Here is a 13,057-nt window from a genome sequence, read left to right on the forward strand (position 1 = left end):
AGACTTGCGACTTCGTCGCATGCGCTTCGGCCACTCGGCAGCGAGACGGCCGCGAACGGGTCGCTCGTAAGACTCGCTCCGTGCGGGGCCGGGTCGGGGACGGACAGTTAGGGCGCAGGTTCGCTGCCTATAGATGTTGCGTCCGAGCGGCCGAGACTCGCGACTTCATCGCGTGCGCTTCGGTCGCTCGGTAGCGAGTCGGCCACGATCGGGTCGCTTGTAGGACTCGCTTCGGGCGGGGCTGAGTAGGTCGTGACAGGGTCGCATGTGCTTCGGTCGCTCGGCGGCGGGATGGTCGCGAACGGGTCGCTTGTAAGGCTCGCTTCGGGCGGGGCTGCGAAGATGCGGATGGTGGGGTTGCATCGCGGGGGGGAGTGGTGGTGTTGCATCGGGGGGCGCTGGATGCGCCGGTCGAGTCGGCGCATTAGCGTTGAATACGCTTGACAGACAGGTGAACCGAGGTAATGCGATGACGCTGACTCATCCCGCGTACGGGCAGCTACGGCAAGTGACTCCGACAGCGGCGGTGCTGCTGGCGAACAACCCGGGCCAGATGACCCTCGACGGCACCAATACCTGGTTGCTGCGCGCGCCCGGTGAGTCGGACTATGTGGTGGTCGATCCGGGACCGAAGGACAAGGCGCACGTCGAGGCCATTGCCAGGGCCACCGACGGCCGGATCGCGCTCACCCTCATCACGCACCGGCATCACGATCACACCGGCGGCATCGAACGGCTGATCAAGCTGACCGGGACGCCGGTCCGCGCGCAGGACCGCGCATTTCTGCACGGTTCGGACGCGCCGCTGACCGATGGTGAGAAGATCGAGGCCGCCGGGCTCGATATCGGGGTGCTCCCGACCCCCGGGCATACCGGTGATTCGGTCAGCTTCGTACTCGACGATGCCGTGCTGACCGGCGACACCATCCTCGGTTCCGGCACCACGGTGCTGGATTCCAGCGACGGCACCCTCGCAGACTATCTGGCCTCGCTCGACAAGTTGGTCGCGGCGGGCGCGGGTAAGGCATTGCTGCCCGCGCACGGTCCGGACCACCCGGATCTGGAGCCGGTCGCCCGGTACTACATCAAGCACCGCCAGGAGCGTCTCGATCAGGTCCGGGCCGCGCTTCGCGAGCTCGGCCCGGACGCGGGTGCGATGGCGGTGGTACGCAAGGTGTACGCCGATGTCGACAAGAGACTCTGGCTGGCTGCCCGAAGTTCGGTGCAGGCCCAGCTCGAGTACTTGCGCATCGAGGGATAGCAACACGCACCGAAACCCCGCGGGTTCAGTGGAGCGCTGAACCCGCGGGTTTCGTTATGCCGTCAGCGTGCGCGCCGGGCGAGACGCTCGGAGTCGGAGATCAGCACGCTCTTGCCCTCCAGCCGCAGCCAGCCGCGGTGCGCGAAGTCGGCCAGGGCCTTGTTCACGGTCTCGCGAGAGGCGCCGACCAGCTGGGCGATCTCCTCCTGGGTGAGGTCGTGGGTGACCCGCAGCGCGCCCGCTTCCTGGGTGCCGAACCGCTGGGCCAACTGCAGCAGTGCCTTGGCGACCCGGCCGGGGACGTCGGTGAAGATGAGGTCGGCCAGGTTGTTGTTGGTACGGCGCAAACGCCGGGCAAGCACCCGGAGCAACTGCTCGGCGATCTCGGGTCGCTGATCGATCCAGGACTTGAGTGCGTCCCGGTCCATCGTCACGGCGCGTACCTCGGTCACCGTGGTGGCGGTCGAGGTGCGCGGGCCCGGGTCGAAGATCGAGAGCTCGCCGAACATATCCGACGGGCCCATGATGGTCAGCAGATTTTCGCGGCCGTCCGGGGAACGGCGGCCGATCTTCACCTTGCCGGATGTGATGATGTACAGCCGATCGCCGGGCTCACCCTCATTGAAGATGACATGACCGCGTGGAAAATCCACGGGCTGCAGCTGTTTGGCGAGTGCCGCCACCGCGGTGGGCTCAACGCCTTGGAAGATGCCTGCTCTGGCGAGGGCCTCGTCCACGAATGTGCTCCTTATGGGAAATGGCTCTGTCCTGGACCGAAGCGATTCGGCCAACAGCGCAGTCTACGCGGAGTTGTGATCGCGTAGTGACAGACACCACGTAACGAGTGAATTGCGTGGTGTGCTGGAGGTAGGGCAGGCAACGTTTGGGTGGGCCGCAACTCAGCTGGCCCGGGCGACATCCAATTCTTCACCCCGCGACCGGCGCTTGCGCATCCTGGCTACCGCCGCGGGCAGTCCGAGCTTGGTCAGCTCCTTGACCTCGGCGTTGCTTGCGTTGTCCAGGTACTGCTGAACCTCTGGCTCGGGTTCGAGAAGTTTGCGGAGCCGATTCTCGACCCGCTCCATAAGCAGTGCGAACAGCATCAACACCACTGGGAAGAGCACCACAGCGAGTCCTTGCATATCGAGGAGTAAACACTGTGAAGGTCTCAGATGGAACACGGCAGTCGATCTGACCGGGCACCGTCGGCTACCAGTTCCGTATGGTGGACGCGTGCGTGTCACCCCCTCCACCGACGCTGTCAGCGGGCCTGTGCCCGCCGCCGAGGTGACCGATTCGCAACCCGCCGCGAAGGCGGCCCCGAAACGGAAATCCCGGGCGCGACAAGCGGAAACCCAGCTCGGGCTGGTCCGCAGGGCGCGCCGGATGAACCGCACTCTCGCCCGTGCTTTTCCCGATGCGCACTGTGAGCTGGATTTCACCACTCCGCTCGAATTGGCGGTCGCCACAATACTTTCCGCGCAGTGCACCGACGAGCGAGTGAATCTCACCACCCCAGTACTCTTCGCGAAGTACCCCGACGCCCGCGCCTATGCCGAGGCGAACCGCGCCGAACTGGAGGAATACATCCGGCCGACGGGCTTCTACCGCAACAAGACGAGCTCGCTCATCGGCCTCGGGCAGGCATTGCTGGAACATCACGATGGTGAGTTGCCTCACACGATCGAAGAACTGGTGAAGTTACCGGGCATCGGCCGCAAGACTGCCAATGTCATTCTCGGCAACGCCTTCGGGGTTCCCGGCCTCACCGTCGACACCCATTTCGGTCGCCTCGTGCGCCGCTGGCAGTGGACCGCCGAGGAAGATCCGGTGAAGGTCGAACACATCGTCGGCGAGCTCATCGAACGCAAGGAGTGGACACTGCTGTCCCATCGCGTGATCTTTCACGGTCGGCGGGTGTGCCATGCCCGCAAGCCGGCCTGTGGGATCTGCGTGCTGGCCGATGACTGCCCCTCGTTCGGGATCGGGCCGACCGACCCCGACGCCGCAGCCAAGCTGGTGAAGGGGCCGGAGCGCGAGCATCTGCTCGGGATGGTCGGCAGGTGACACGGGTGCCCGTTGCGGTTCGGCTGGCGTTGGCGGGGGTGATCACGGTGGTGGCATTGGCGGTCGCGCTGTGGCCGCGCGAATCGAAGGATCCGGCTCCCGATCATCAGGCGCGGGTTAGCTCGCAGATCTCCGGGGAACTGCGAGCCGAGGCGGGATTGGCGCCCTGCCCGCGGCCCGCCGCCGGCGCCGTCGGCAGCGGTCCGCTGGCAGGTATCACCCTCGGGTGCCTGGCCGACGGTGAACCGGTCGACCTGGCCGCCGCGCTCGCCGGAAAGCCGGCGCTGCTCAACCTGTGGGCCTATTGGTGCGGACCGTGTGCGCAGGAACTGCCGTATATGCAGCAGTACGCCCAGCGGGCCGGTGGCGCGGTTACCGTGCTGACTGTGCACAGCGATCCGGATGAGGCCAAGGCATTGGCCCGGTCGGCCGGGCTGGATGTGCGATTGCCCGGCGTGCTCGATGCGAACGCCCGGGTGCGCACCGCCGTCGGTGCGCCCGCCGTGCTGCCGATCTCGGTGCTGCTGCGTCCGGACGGGTCCGTGGCGGAGGTAGTGGTGCGGACGTTCACGAGCGTCGACGACATCGCCGATACCGTGGCGGCACGCCTTGGGGTCGCGGCATGACAGTGCTTGTCTCGTTTGCGGAGGTGATGGTGCCCACGTTCACCGGGGTCGACACGGCCGAGGGGGTGGCATGACCACGCCCGCCCCCTCCGATATCCCGCCGTGGCTGCGCCGCGTCGTAGAACCCGGCTCGGGCGACGCCTCCGAGACCCTGTCGCTGGCGCGGGCACTGCGCCGTGCGATGACCATCAAGGGTGAGCCGCGCCAGGCCGCCGTGCTCGTGCTGTTCGGCGGCGCGCTCGAAGGCGATCCGAATACCCCGGGCGAGCTGCCCGCCGACGCCGACGTGCTGCTGACCCAGCGTGCGTCGACCATGCGGCAGCATCGCGGGCAGGTCGCGTTCCCCGGCGGCGAGGTCGACGAGGGTGACACCGGCCCGATCGATACCGCGCTGCGCGAGGCCCACGAGGAGACCGGCCTCGAGCGATCCGGCATCGAACCGCTGGCGGTGCTGCCGAAACTGTTCGTGCCACCGTCCCGATTCGATGTGACCCCGGTGATCGCCTATTGGCGCACGCCGAGTGAGGTGCGGGTGGTGAATCAGAGCGAGACCGAGCGGGTGGTGCGGGTGCCGCTGGCCGAACTGCTCGACCCGGCCAACCGCTTCCAGGTGCGCGGCAGCCTCGGCTATCAGAGCCCGGCGTTCCAGGTGGACGGCCTGCTGGTCTGGGGGCTCACCGGAGGAATTCTCGCGGGCATCTTCAAGGCCGCGGGCTGGGAACTGGAATGGGACCACAACGACGTGCGTGACCTGGAATCCTCGCTGGCGGCCGTGGGAATGACGTTATGAGCTCCTCGGCCTGGCTCGATATCGCGGTGGTGCTGCTCGCGCTGCTCGCCGCCTCCTCCGGCTGGCGGCAGGGCGCGGTGGCCTCGGCGCTGGCCTTTCTCGGCGTGGTGCTCGGTGCGGTCGCGGGCATCCTGATCGCCCCGCACATTCTCGTCCACGTGGACGCGGGCCGGAAACGGGTGCTCACCGGCGTACTGCTGATCGTGCTGCTGGTGATCGTCGGCGAGGTCGCGGGCATGGTGCTCGGCCGCGCGGCCCGCGGCAGCATGCGGCACCCGTTCACCCGCAGCGTGGACAGCGTGGTCGGCGCGGTGCTGCAAGCGGTGGCCGTGCTGGTTACCGCATGGCTGCTCGCGCTGCCGTTGGCCACCTCGTCGCAGCCAGCGATCGCGACCGCGATCAATGGCTCCAGGGTGTTGACCGACGTCAACCAGGTCGCGCCGAATTGGCTGCGCAGAGTTCCCAACGAGTTCTCCAAGCTGCTCAACACCTCGGGGCTGCCGGATGTCATCGGCCCGTTCGGCCGTGCGCCTATCGCGGCCGTCGAGCCGCCGGATCCGAGCGTGCTGGCCAGCCCGGTCGCCGCCTCGCTGCAGCAGAGCGTGGTGCGTATTCGCGGTGTGGCACCCAGTTGCCAGCGGGCGTTGGAGGGTTCGGGCTTCGTGATCGCGCCGGAGCGGGTGATGACCAATGCCCACGTGGTCGCGGGTACCACCAGCGTCGCCGTTGATACCCCGCGCGGTCCGCTGGACGCGACCGTGGTGCTGTTCGATCCGTCCAAGGACGTCGCGGTGCTCGCGGTACCCGGCCTGACCGCACCGGTGGTGCCGCGGGCGCCGGAGCCCGCGCGTTCCGGCGAGAGTGCCATCGTGCTCGGCTACCCCGGCGGCGGTCCGTACACGGCCAGCGCGGCCCGGGTGCGCGAGACGCTGGACCTGACCGGACCGACCATCTACCGCAACGGCACGGTGGAGCGCGAGGTCTATACGGTGCGCGGGCTGGTTCGCGCCGGCAATTCCGGTGGACCGCTGGTGGATACCGAGGGTCAGGTGCTCGGCGTGGTATTCGGCGCCGCGGTGACCGATGACGACACCGGCTACGTATTGACCCTGGACGAGGTCCGCCCGGATCTGGAGGCCGCGATCGGCGCGACGGCGCCGATCAATACCGGAGCCTGTGTTCTGAGCTGAGTCGAAGGGCCGTCGGCAGTCGACACTGCCGACGGCACTTACGGTCTGATCGGAATCGCCTGAGATCCATACGGATCTACGATCGGCAACAACGGACCGATCAGGCGAGGAATTTCGCCAACTCCGCGGTCACCACGTCCGGATTCTCCTGATGCGCGAAATGGGCCGCGCCGGGAATGGTGACCAGCCGCCGCCGTGGCGACCACTGCTGCCCGCGGTGGAAGGTCGCGCGCATGAGGTAATCATCCGCCTCGCCGCGCAGCGCGAGCACCGGGATATCGATCGGATCGCGCATGGTCGCCATGAACCGGCGGCCGTCCGGACGCCACTGACTGCGGAACGCCCAGCGCTGATATTCCAGCGCGCAGTGCGCCGCGCCGGGAATCTGGATCGCCGAACGCATGCGCCGGGCGGTATCGACGAATTCGGCGGTGCCGGACCAGGCCCCGCCGCATCGCTGCCGCAGCAGCCGCTCCACCTCGAATCCGTCTCGTGCGGTGAGCAGATGTTCGGGGTATCTGGGCAATTGGTAGCGCAGGAAGTTGGGCAGCCAGGCCCGTCGCTGACCGCCGTCGCGCAGCACCGCGGCCTTGAGCGCCGCCGGATGCGGGGAGCTCACCAGCGCGATGGACGACACCAGCCGCGGATGCAATACCGCGGTGGTCCAGCAGACCAGCCCACCCTCGGCGTGCCCGACCAGGGTGGCTTCGGTGTATCCGAGCGCCCTGACCAGTCCGGCGATATCGCCGGCCAGCGTCCAGCCGTCGTAGCCGCGCGGTGGTTTGTCGCTGTCGCCGTAGCCGCGCAGATCCACCGCGACCGTATGAAAGCCGAGTTCGGCGAGGCCGGTCAGCTGATGCCGCCAGGACCACCAGAAGTCCGCGAACCCGTGCAGCAGCACCACCAGTGGACCGTCCTGCCGATCCGGCGTCGCCTCCACCACGTGGAATCGAATGCCGTTGGCTCGAACGTCCCGATGCGTCCACGGTCCGTCGTAACGGACGGTGGACGGATCCGGAGGCAAGTTCGACGACACGCCGACCGAGCCTAGTGCGCGGGCGGTCGGGGTGCGCGCGCTGTAGGCGCTTGGCCCGGATGACGGTGCGGCGACATCACTTCTCCAGCGTGAGGCGTTCCTCGTGCGCGCCCGCGCCGAATCCGCTCGGCAGCACATTGCGCGCCTGCTTCAGCGAGTCGATGGTCTTCTCGGGCGCCCGCAACTTCTTCACCCGCAGGTAGCCGAGCAGCGCCAGCAGCGCGGTCGTCGCCACCATCAGCAGGAAGACGATCAGGAAGGCCGCCCAGCGCGCCAGCCAGATATCGAGCAGCTCACCGAGAAAGAAGAAAAAGAAGAAGGAGCTGAACAGCAGCACGGTGAGCGCGAGAATGAAGTAGACGCTACCGTGCAGCCCCTTCTTGATCTCGCCGGTCACCTCGGCCTTGGCCAGCTCCACCTCGGCCCGCACGAGCGTCGACATCTGCTCGGTGGCGTCGCGGACCAGGCTGCCGAAGCTCGCCGATCCGATCGGGTTGGCGTCGCTCAGGGGAATGGAGGTCAGCGACCGGTGGTGCGCATCGGCGCCGTTGCCACGCTGTGACCCATTACCGCCTTGGGTGAAACTCACTTGGTCGACCCTTCTCCCTGTCCCGGCACTACCTCGACTCCATTCCATCTGCGGCGCTCCCGGTGCCCTGCGTGGTTACGCAAGCCACCATCTTCGGACCCGTCGCTCACGCGGCGCCCTCTTCCGGTTGTAGCGCACCCGCGTCGCGCTGCGCCTGATGAACGCGCCCACGCCGCAACAGTAGCGCCGAACCGGCGAGCGACGCCGCCATTGACGTCACCAGCACCGCGGCCTTCGCCAATTCGACGGCGGAGCCGTCGCCGACATCGGCCAGCGCGAGTTCCGCCACAAGAAGGCTAACGGTGAACCCGATGGCGCCGAGCACCGACAGGGCGAACATGTCCCGATAGCCGAGACCGGCGGGCCGTTTCGCGACGCCCAACCGGATTGCCAGCCAGCTGATCCCGAAGATTCCGATGGTCTTGCCGAGCAGCATGCCGAGAATGATGGCGAGAGACAGCCTGTCGGTGAACAGTTCACCGAACACCTTGGCATCCAACGGGACTCCGGAGGCGAACAGTGCGAACAGCGGTACGCACAGTCCGGCCGAGATCGGCTGCACCAGATGTTCCAGCCTGGTCGCGGGCGCTCGGTCCTCGCCCGGATCCTTTTCGGCGCGGGTCAACAGACCGAGCGCGACACCGGCCAGCGTCGGATGGATACCCGCCTCGTGCAGCGCATACCAGGCTGTCAGCGCGAGCGGAATGTACACCAGCGGTGTACGGATGCGCCGATGCTGGGCCAGCGCCCAGCCCGCGAAGCAGGCGACGGCGGCCAGCAACCACAACACGGACAGCGCGGTGGTGAACAGCACCGCGATCAAGATGATGGCGAGCAGATCGTCGACTACCGCGAGGCTGAGCATGAATACGCGTGCGCTCGCCGGAATGCGGGAGCCGGTCATCGCGAGTACGGCCAGCGCGAAGGCGATATCGGTGGCCACCGGAATGGCCCAGCCGCCGCGGTCTATGCCGGGGGTTCCGAAGCCGACGACGAACGCGATCAGCGCCGGCGTCAGCACGCCGCCGACCGCGGCGATGATCGGCAGTGCGGCCCGTTTACCGTCGGCGAGTTCACCGACGACGAGTTCGCGTTTGAGTTCGAGACCCGCGACGAAGAAGAAGACGGCGAGCAGGCCGTCCTTGGCCCAGTCGGCGAGGGTGAGTTCCAGGTGCAGCGCCTTGATCGGCAGCACCGTTTCGGTCATGGTGACGTAGCTGTCGCCCCACGGCGAGTTGGCCCATAACAACGCCGCTGCCGCGGCGACGAGAAGAAGTGCGCCACCGACGGTTTCGGTACGCAGGTATCGGGTCAGCTCGGAGCGCACTTGGCTGATCACGGGAGACCTTTCGGCAGGGTGGTCGAGTCCGCGGACGTGCAGCCTCGAATCAGATACCGAATCGGATGTCGGGGTACACGGCCGTATGCCGACCAGACTTCCCGGCGCGCCTTACGTAATCCTAACGGATACGGCCGGTGACAAATCCCGTCACCGGCCGTAGGGTCTATGCGCCTCGCGGTGTCAGCCGCGGCCCGCCCGGATCGCCTCGAAGACGTTCGGGTCGACCAGCGTCGAGGTATCGCCCAATTCGCGGCCCTCGGCCACATCGCGCAACAGGCGACGCATGATCTTGCCGCTGCGGGTCTTGGGCAGTTCCGGCACCACATGGATCTCGCGCGGCTTGGCGATCGGGCTGATCTCGCGGGAGACCTCCGCCTTCAGCTCGTCCACCAGCGCGTCGCCGGTGTCCTCGGCCTCGGCGGTGAGGATAACGAAGGCGACGATGCCCTGGCCGGTGGTGGCGTCGCTGGCGCCGACCACCGCGGCCTCGGCCACGCCGGAATGTCCGACCAGCGCGGACTCGACTTCGGCGGTGGAGATGCGGTGGCCCGAGACATTCATGACGTCGTCCACCCGGCCGAGCACCCACAAGTCGCCCTCGGCGTCGAGCTTGGCGCCGTCACCGGCGAAATACCAGCCCTGCTCGGCGTAGCGCTCCCAGTAGGTGGCTCGGTAGCGCTCCATATCGCCCCAGATGCCGCGCAACATGGACGGCCACGGCTGATCCAGCACCAAGTAGCCGTTGGCCTCGGTCTCACCGAGCTGCACCGGCTTACCCTCCTCGTCCACCACCTGGGACGAGATGCCGGGCAGCGGGGTCATGGCGGCGCCGGGCTTGGCGGCGGTGACGCCGGGTAGCGGGGAGATCATGATGGCGCCGGTTTCGGTCTGCCACCAGGTGTCCACGATGGGCGTCCGGTTGCCGCCGATGACCTCCCGATACCAGCGCCACGCCTCCGGGTTGATCGGCTCGCCCACCGAACCGAGCAGCCGGATGCTGGACAGATCGTGTGCGGCAGGGATCTCGCGCCCCCACTTCATGAAGGTTCGCACCAGCGTGGGCGCGGTGTAATAGATGGTGACGCCGTACTTTTCGACGATCTGCCAGTGCCGGTGCTCGTCGGGGAAGTTGGGCGTGCCCTCGTAGACCACCTGGGTCGCCCGGTTGGACAGCGGCCCGTAGACGATGTAGCTGTGTCCGGTGACCCAGCCGATATCGGCGGTGCACCAGTACACGTCCTGTCCGGCCTTGTGGTCGAAGACATTGTGGTGGGTGTAGGACGCCTGGGTCAGATAGCCGCCCGAGGTGTGCAGAATGCCCTTGGGTTTTCCGGTGGTGCCGGAGGTGTAGAGGATGAACAGCGGATGTTCGGCATCGAAGGCCTCGGCCTCGTGTTCGGGGGAGGCCTGCGCGACGGTCTCGTGCCACCACAGGTCGCGGCCCTCGGTCCACGGCACCTCGGTATCGGTGCGACGCACCACCAGCACGTGCTCGACACCGTGCCCATTTTCGCCATCGGCGTGGAGCGCCTCGTCGACGGCGGCCTTGAGCGGGGCTGCCTTGCCACGGCGCCACTGCCCGTCGGTGGTGATGACCAACCGGGCGCTGGCGTCGTCGACGCGCTGGCGCAGCGCGGTGGGGGAGAAGCCCGCGAATACCACCGAGTGGGTCAGCCCGAGCCGGGCGCAGGCGAGCATCGAGACGATCGCCTCCGGCACCATCGGCATATAGATGGCAACCCGATCGCCCGCCTCCAGACCGAGTTCGGTGAGGTAATTGGCGGCGCGGCTGACATCGGCCAGCAGCTCGTGGTAGGTGATGTCGCGGGAGTCGCCGGGTTCGCCCTCCCAGTGGATGGCGACCTGGTCGCCGTGGCCGTCGAGCACATGCCGGTCCACGCAGTTGTAGGCGACATTGAGTTTGCCGTCGACGAACCACTTCGCCACCGGCGCGTCCGACCAGTCGAGCACCTGTGACCACGGCTGCTGCCAATGCAGGCGGTTCGCCTGTTCGGCCCAGAACGCGTCGCGATCGGCCGCGGCCCGCTCGTACAGTGCGGCATCGGCGTTCGCTCGAGCGGCGAATTCCGGGTTCGGTGGGTACGAGTCCTTGTGATCGGCGGTGGTTTCGGTCATCTCGTCTCTTCTTTCCACGTAGCCTGAGCGCACGATTCGACGCAGCCGGTTCGACAGTATCCAACTGTGACTGACACCGCGTCGGGTGTGTCCACCGGGTTTCCAAACCGTCTCATCCAGCGGGAGCCGGGTGGCGCGACGCTACGCACGCCGGATACCGGGTGGCCTCGATGAAGGCAATGTTGCGGTAGTTCGGTGATTTCCGCGTGAACTTTTTCGTGTTTCTGTGGTGTTGCCGGATTGGTAACAAGTGGAACGAACCTTTGTCGATCCGATGACAGCTCTGTCTCGGGTGGTTAACCTCCGATGCATTCCTGGGCGGATCGAATCGAGGTGCGCTGGTGTGTGACGATGCGTGCGTCGCGGGTCCGCTCGATACCGAAATCGGGAGAACGCGTTGAGATTCAACAGAGCAATCGCGCTGACCGCGGCAGTACTGCTGGCCACAAGCCTCGGGTTGTCCGCCTGTTCGTCGGACGACAGTGCCGACGCCGATATCGTCACCACCAACGGTGCCGAGCCCCAGAATCCGTTGGTACCCACCAACACCAACGAGAATATGGGTGGCCGGGTTGTCGACCGGCTGTGGGCCGGACTGAAGTACTACGACGCCACCGGCACGGCACATGACGAGATGGCCGAGTCGATCGTCACCACGGATCGGAAGAACTACCGGATCACCATCAAACCGAACTGGAAGTTCACCGACGGGACGACGGTCACCGCCAAGTCGTTCGTGGACGCGTGGAACTACGGCGCGCTCGGCACCAACGCGCAATTGCAGAGTTATGTCTTCACCCCGATCCTCGGCTTCGACGAGGTCTCTGCGGAAAAACCCACCGCGCAGACTATGTCGGGGCTGAAGGTGGTCGACGACCGCACCTTCACGGTCGAGCTGAAGGCGCCCTCCATCGATTTCGAGAGCGAACTCGGCTACGCGCCGTTCTACCCGCTACCCGAGGTGGCCTTCCAGGATATGAAGAAGTACGGGGAGAGCCCGATCGGCAACGGCCCCTACATGTTCGCCACTCCCGACGCCTGGCAGCACAACACCCGGATCGATCTGAAACCCAACCCGGACTATCCCGGTGGCCGTCCCGCCAAGAACAAGGGCCTGCGGTTCGTGATGTACCAATCCTTCGACACCGCCTACGCGGATTTGCAGGCGGGCAACCTCGACGCGCTGGATACCGTGCCCGACAGCGCTCTGGCGGTCTATAAGCAGGATCTCGGCGACCGCGCGATCACCAAGCCCACCGCGCAGAACCAGCATATCGGTGTCCAGTCCAACGTCCCGCACTTCGCGGGCGAGGAGGGCCTGCTGCGCCGCCGCGCCATTTCGATGGCCATCAACCGGGAACAGATCTGCGACAAGATCTTCCACGGCACCCGCATCCCGGCCCGCGACTACACCGCCAGCACCCTGCCCGGCTTCAACGGAAATCTGCCCGGATCCGAGGTCTTCAAATACAACCCCGATGAGGCCAAGAAGATCTGGGCGCAGGCCGACGCCATATCGCCCTGGTCGGGCCGCTACGAAATCGCCTACAACTCCGACGGTGGCCATCAGGCATGGACGGAGGCGGTGGCCAACAGCGTGAAGAACACCCTCGGGATCGAGGCCGTCGCCGTTCCGTACCCCACGTTCAAGAACATCCGCGACGAGGTGAACGCCGAGAGCATCGGCAAATCGTTCCGCTACGGCTGGCAGGGTGACTACCCGACTATGCTGCAATTCCTCACCTCGCAGTACTACAGCTACTCCGAGACCAATAACGTCAACTACAACAACCCGGAATTCGACCGCCTGCTCGACGCCGCGCTCGCCGCGCCGACCCAGGAGGAGTCCTACCGGATCGTCGCGCAGGCCCAGACCCTGCTGATCCGCGATATGGCCGACATTCCGGTGCTCGACTACGTCGGCGTCGCCGGACGCTCTGAGAAGACGAAGAAGGCCGATCTCGCCTGGAACGGGCTATTCGACTTCGAGAACATCGAAAAGTAGCCGCCCCACCGAGCC

At 66.6% G+C, this 13,057-nt stretch carries 12 protein-coding genes; 6 read left to right on the plus strand and 6 right to left on the minus strand.

Features of this window, described 5'->3' with window-relative positions; translation table 11 throughout:
• Positions 1-469: 469 nt before the first annotated feature.
• Positions 470-1,261, plus strand: a complete 792-nt coding sequence (locus tag AB0H61_RS30295) for an MBL fold metallo-hydrolase (protein WP_357311093.1) — start codon at positions 470-472, stop codon at positions 1,259-1,261.
• Between the two features lie 62 nt (positions 1,262-1,323).
• Here the strand turns inward: AB0H61_RS30295 and AB0H61_RS30300 are convergent, their stop codons facing one another.
• Both AB0H61_RS30300 and AB0H61_RS30305 read right to left on the minus strand, forming a co-directional pair.
• On the minus strand, positions 1,324-1,998 hold the full coding sequence (locus tag AB0H61_RS30300) for a Crp/Fnr family transcriptional regulator (RefSeq protein ID WP_011206875.1): 675 nt from the start codon (positions 1,996-1,998) through the stop codon (positions 1,324-1,326).
• 162 nt (positions 1,999-2,160) lie between these two features.
• Positions 2,161-2,403, minus strand: coding sequence for a hypothetical protein (locus AB0H61_RS30305; RefSeq protein WP_054816820.1), 243 nt, complete (start codon positions 2,401-2,403; stop codon positions 2,161-2,163).
• Between the two features lie 145 nt (positions 2,404-2,548).
• Here AB0H61_RS30305 and nth point away from each other — a divergent pair, with 145 nt between their 5' ends.
• From nth to AB0H61_RS30325, 4 genes are all read left to right on the plus strand, one after another.
• Entirely contained in the window at positions 2,549-3,328 is a 780-nt protein-coding gene (nth, locus tag AB0H61_RS30310) for an endonuclease III (RefSeq protein ID WP_357311268.1), read from the plus strand.
• 5 nt (positions 3,329-3,333) lie between these two features.
• A complete protein-coding gene (locus AB0H61_RS30315) occupies positions 3,334-3,954 on the plus strand; it encodes a TlpA disulfide reductase family protein (protein ID WP_357311096.1) in 621 nt (206 codons plus the stop codon).
• A 70-nt stretch (positions 3,955-4,024) separates the two neighbouring features.
• The gene (locus AB0H61_RS30320; protein ID WP_357311098.1) at positions 4,025-4,744 is read left to right on the plus strand and encodes a CoA pyrophosphatase; all 720 of its coding nucleotides are present in this window, start codon (positions 4,025-4,027) and stop codon (positions 4,742-4,744) included.
• Positions 4,741-5,934 carry a MarP family serine protease gene (locus tag AB0H61_RS30325; protein WP_357311100.1) on the plus strand — a complete coding sequence of 398 codons (1,194 nt, stop codon included), beginning with the start codon at positions 4,741-4,743 and terminating at the stop codon, positions 5,932-5,934. Before AB0H61_RS30320 ends, AB0H61_RS30325 begins: the two co-directional genes overlap by 4 nt.
• A gap of 100 nt (positions 5,935-6,034) precedes the next feature.
• On the opposite strand, the gene AB0H61_RS30330 is transcribed toward AB0H61_RS30325, so the two are convergent.
• From AB0H61_RS30330 to acs, 4 genes are all read right to left on the minus strand, one after another.
• The gene (locus AB0H61_RS30330; protein ID WP_357311102.1) at positions 6,035-6,970 is read right to left on the minus strand and encodes an alpha/beta hydrolase; all 936 of its coding nucleotides are present in this window, start codon (positions 6,968-6,970) and stop codon (positions 6,035-6,037) included.
• A gap of 76 nt (positions 6,971-7,046) precedes the next feature.
• Positions 7,047-7,559 carry a phage holin family protein gene (locus AB0H61_RS30335; protein ID WP_357311104.1) on the minus strand — a complete coding sequence of 171 codons (513 nt, stop codon included), beginning with the start codon at positions 7,557-7,559 and terminating at the stop codon, positions 7,047-7,049.
• A gap of 106 nt (positions 7,560-7,665) precedes the next feature.
• Positions 7,666-8,898, minus strand: coding sequence for a Na+/H+ antiporter NhaA (gene nhaA / locus AB0H61_RS30340; protein ID WP_357311106.1), 1,233 nt, complete (start codon positions 8,896-8,898; stop codon positions 7,666-7,668).
• Positions 8,899-9,081: 183 nt separating this feature from the next.
• Positions 9,082-11,037 (minus strand): acetate--CoA ligase, encoded by a 1,956-nt coding sequence (gene acs / locus AB0H61_RS30345; RefSeq protein WP_357311108.1) that lies wholly within the window; start codon positions 11,035-11,037, stop codon positions 9,082-9,084.
• 397 nt (positions 11,038-11,434) lie between these two features.
• Here acs and AB0H61_RS30350 point away from each other — a divergent pair, with 397 nt between their 5' ends.
• On the plus strand, positions 11,435-13,042 hold the full coding sequence (locus AB0H61_RS30350; RefSeq protein ID WP_357311110.1) for an ABC transporter substrate-binding protein: 1,608 nt from the start codon (positions 11,435-11,437) through the stop codon (positions 13,040-13,042).
• The last annotated feature ends 15 nt before the right edge of the window (positions 13,043-13,057 follow it).

This window comes from Nocardia sp. NPDC050710, assembly GCF_040654375.1.
In the GTDB taxonomy this organism is placed as follows: Bacteria; Actinomycetota; Actinomycetes; order Mycobacteriales; family Mycobacteriaceae; genus Nocardia.

Bases quoted from the DNA above. Each gene is read 5' to 3' on its own strand.
- AB0H61_RS30295 (WP_357311093.1), top strand. From the start codon at position 470: ATGACGCTGACTCATCCCGCGTACGGGCAGCTACGGCAAGTGACTCCG.
- AB0H61_RS30305 (WP_054816820.1), bottom strand. From the start codon at position 2,403: ATGCAAGGACTCGCTGTGGTGCTCTTCCCAGTGGTGTTGATGCTGTTC.
- AB0H61_RS30320 (WP_357311098.1), top strand. From the start codon at position 4,025: ATGACCACGCCCGCCCCCTCCGATATCCCGCCGTGGCTGCGCCGCGTC.
- AB0H61_RS30325 (WP_357311100.1), top strand. From the start codon at position 4,741: ATGAGCTCCTCGGCCTGGCTCGATATCGCGGTGGTGCTGCTCGCGCTG.
- acs (WP_357311108.1), bottom strand. From the start codon at position 11,037: ATGACCGAAACCACCGCCGATCACAAGGACTCGTACCCACCGAACCCG.